The organism is uncultured Bacteroides sp., assembly GCF_902491285.1.
GTDB lineage: Bacteria > Bacteroidota > Bacteroidia > Bacteroidales > Bacteroidaceae > Bacteroides.
Genome location: NZ_CABUHK010000165.1, coordinates 1 through 3,433, shown reverse-complemented (window position 1 = coordinate 3,433; position 3,433 = coordinate 1). Strand labels below are relative to the sequence as shown.

The following is a 3,433-nucleotide window of genomic DNA, read 5'->3' as shown; positions in this document are numbered from 1 at the left end:
TTACAGGCTACTGTATGCTCCGCATCAACCGGGTGGTAGAAATGAAAGGGGCTGCGCATGTATGGGAAGTCATGCTGCAACGGGATGTCATATTCATTGATATGTTGCAATATATCCCTCTGATTGCCGGGATACTGATGGCTATCGTGCAGTTCGTCCCCGAGATGCAGCGCAAATGTCTGAAACTGACGCTTCATCTGCCTTACCCGGAACTGAAGATGACAGGAAATATGTTACTCTCCGGTCTGGTGCTGCTCCTTGTCTGCTTCGCTTCCAACTTCCTGCTGATGGAGATATACTTGAACGGAGTGCTTGCCCACGAGTTGAAAAACCATATACTGCTCACTGCCTTGACGTGGTATCTGGCGGGAATCTCCGGTTATCTGCTTGTCGCATGGATTTGCCTCGAACCGGCATGGAAACGCCGTATCCTGAATCTCGTCATCGCCGTGCTTTTACTGCGAATCTTCTTTTTGTCGCCCACACCGGAAGCCTACAACAAGTTCCTGCCTTATCTGCTGGTCTATACGCTGCTGACGGCTTCTTTCTCGTGGCTTTCCATCGTACGGTTCAAGGCGGGCAAACAGGACTAAAAGAAATGAAGAATGAAAAATTAATAATGAAGAATTAAAGATGAGACGTTTCAGTACCATATTATTATATGTCACCATTGCTTTTCTGCTTCTATGGCAGTTGCCCTGGTGCTACAATTTCTTTGTCGTAAAGCCGGAGAAGTCCCCTTTTACGTTATATAGTTTCGTGATTGGTGACTTCGTCCTGATGGGACAAGAAGACGGAAAAGGAACCGTGCGCCGCGACCTCGCAGGCAATGTCTACTCGGAAGCTGCTTTCGACAGTATCCTGCCGATGTTCTACTTCCGTCAGTTAATGTCCGACGAGCGTTTCCCGGATACGATTAAAGGGATAGCAGTTACCCCCAAGCTAGTGCAGACGGAGAACTTCAATTTCCGCAGTGTCCCTTCGGATATCAATGCACCTTCCATCGGGCTTTATCCCTTGCTGGAATCCATGTCCGGTCGTGTAGACCTGAAGATGCCGGATGATGTGTTCCGCATTACTTCCAAAGGGATTGATTTTATCGACATGGCTACCAACAGTGTGAAAGCAGACAAGAGCCTTCAGTTCACGGAAGCTATGACGAAAAAAGGTTTCCGTTTCCCCGCTACGGAGATAGCAGGGAATCCGACAGTGAAAAAAGAGTATGACGAAGGGTATCTTCTGCTGGATGCCGACCGCCGTCTGTTCCATCTGAAACAGGTGAAAGGCCGTCCTTATGTCCGCGCCATAACACTGCCCGAAGGCCTGGCATTGAAACACTTATATCTGACGGAATTCAGAAATAAAAAGACGCTAGCCTTTATGACGGATACCAACAATGCGTTTTATGTCTTGAACAATCGTACTTATGAGGTAGTGAAGACAGGTATCCCGATGTTCAATCCCGAAACGGACGCGCTGACAATCATAGGCAATATGTTCGACTGGACTGTCCGGGTGACTACTCCGGCTTCCGATAATTACTACGCATTGAATGCCAATGATTATTCACTGATTAAAGCATTGGAAAACAAGTCGAGTGTTCATCCTATGCCGGGTGTTACTTTCACTTCCTACACGGATAAATATGTAATGCCACGCTTCGAATAATATTTCAAAACCGAATATAGGAAAGGAAGTGTGTCAAAGGTCGGTCAGTAATTGTATCTTTGGCACACTCTTTTTTGTTCTTTACTCAAAACAAAAAGGAATACTTTTCATTTTTCCAACAGGAAGATATACCTTTGCAGCCACAGAAAATAGTTTAAGCCGCAATTGCCTCTGCGTTATACACAAACAAATACGGTTGAAGATATTGATATTAATCCAAGAACAAAACCGTATGAAAATTTACAAAGCACTTCTCTTCTTAAGTCTTTTCATTACTACAATTTATAGTTGTTCACTTCCTGCCGATGACGAAGAAAAGGAAACCTATTTAGAAGAGGAAGATAATGCCACCGCCGAACTCCCCTGGGAAGGAGAAACGGATAAATTCACTATTAATGCTAAAGAAGGAGTGCGCCTGGACGCTCCACAAGAAGACGGTGGGACAGCATTTATTACAATCCCGTCTACCACCGTAAGAAACACCCGTTGGGAATTTGGAGTCCATCTCACCTTCAATCCATCTTCTAATAATTACGCACGTTTTTATTTGGTATCCGCTTCCAATATATTATCCGGTAATCTAAACGGCTACTTTATCCAGATAGGTGGAGCAAAAGATAATGTAGCACTTTACCGTCAGAATGGTGAACAACCGAAACTATTAGCTTCGGGAAGAGAACTGATGAAAGGAAACAATTCACCAAAGCTATACATAAAAGTAGAATGTGATAACAACGGTTACTGGACTTTTTGGACACGATTAGAATCAGAGAATGAGTACACCAAAGAGAAGCAGGTAAAAGACACCAGCATACAAAAGTCTGTCTGTTCAGGCATATATTGCGTTTATACAAAAACTCGCAGCAAAGGATTCATATTCCATCATGTACAGCTAACGAATAATATAGAAACTACTCCCAACCCCGACGACACACCGGATAAGCCTGAAACGCCCGCAGACCCGGTTCTGCCCAATTACCCGGAAGAAGTCAGAGGGATACTATCATTCAATGAAGTGATGTATGATAATGCAACGAACGGTGCAGAGTACATAGAACTCTATAACCCGTCCGGTTCCACCGTCGCTGTTCCATCATTAAAACTCATAAGATATGTCGATACAGGTTCTAATTCTACAGAGACCAAGACGACAGTTATCCTGCAGCAGCCGGACGGCAATCAGGAAATAAGTATTCCCCCTTATGGCTATATATGTCTTACTAAATCTGCCGCTACGCTCATCAGGAAGCATAAAGTTAGTAAAGAGACCATCATAGAAATATCCAACTTCCCCAAGTTGACTAATGAAGACAGCTATCTGGCAATAATGACCAATGAAGAAAAATCACGGCTTATCGACAAGTGCAGCTATTTTGAATCCATGCATAGCTCTAGCAATAAAAGACATCAAGGCATCTCCCTCGAAAAGCTTTCACCGGAATTACCTTCTTCAACCAGAAAGAACTGGCATTCTTCCAAAGATTCTACTGGCGGGACACCGGGGAAAATAAACTCACGAGAATAAACTCGCCCTCACTGAGTACCTTAGAGTAGTTGCTTTTTATATGGTTTTGAATGAAACACACCTATTAAATGAAAGAAATCATATATACAAAAAGACTTTATTTGCGTACATTTGCAATCTGATATAATACCTTTAAATTAAGTCAATGCAATGAGAAGAAGCCACCTTATTCTTTTTATTTTCTTTTATTGCTGTCCGATAAACCTTTTTATTGCAAGATAAAATTAGGGTCGATTCCAT

Annotated in this window: 3 protein-coding genes; all 3 read left to right on the top strand. The window is 43.1% G+C overall.

Going from position 1 to position 3,433, the window contains the following annotated elements; all coding sequences use genetic code 11:
- Positions 1-593, top strand: a 593-nt coding sequence (locus RDN93_RS21810) for a hypothetical protein (RefSeq protein WP_308747410.1), incomplete at its 5' end; no start/stop codon positions are given.
- Positions 594-633: 40 nt separating this feature from the next.
- Positions 634-1,668, top strand: a complete 1,035-nt coding sequence (locus RDN93_RS21805; RefSeq protein ID WP_308747409.1) for a DUF4857 domain-containing protein — start codon at positions 634-636, stop codon at positions 1,666-1,668.
- Between the two features lie 232 nt (positions 1,669-1,900).
- Entirely contained in the window at positions 1,901-3,193 is a 1,293-nt protein-coding gene (locus tag RDN93_RS21800; RefSeq protein ID WP_308747408.1) for a lamin tail domain-containing protein, read from the top strand.
- Positions 3,194-3,433 lie beyond the last annotated feature (240 nt).

Coding starts and splice junctions, on each gene's coding strand:
- RDN93_RS21805 (WP_308747409.1), top strand. CDS start 634: ATGAGACGTTTCAGTACCATATTATTATATGTCACCATTGCTTTTCTG.
- RDN93_RS21800 (WP_308747408.1), top strand. CDS start 1,901: ATGAAAATTTACAAAGCACTTCTCTTCTTAAGTCTTTTCATTACTACA.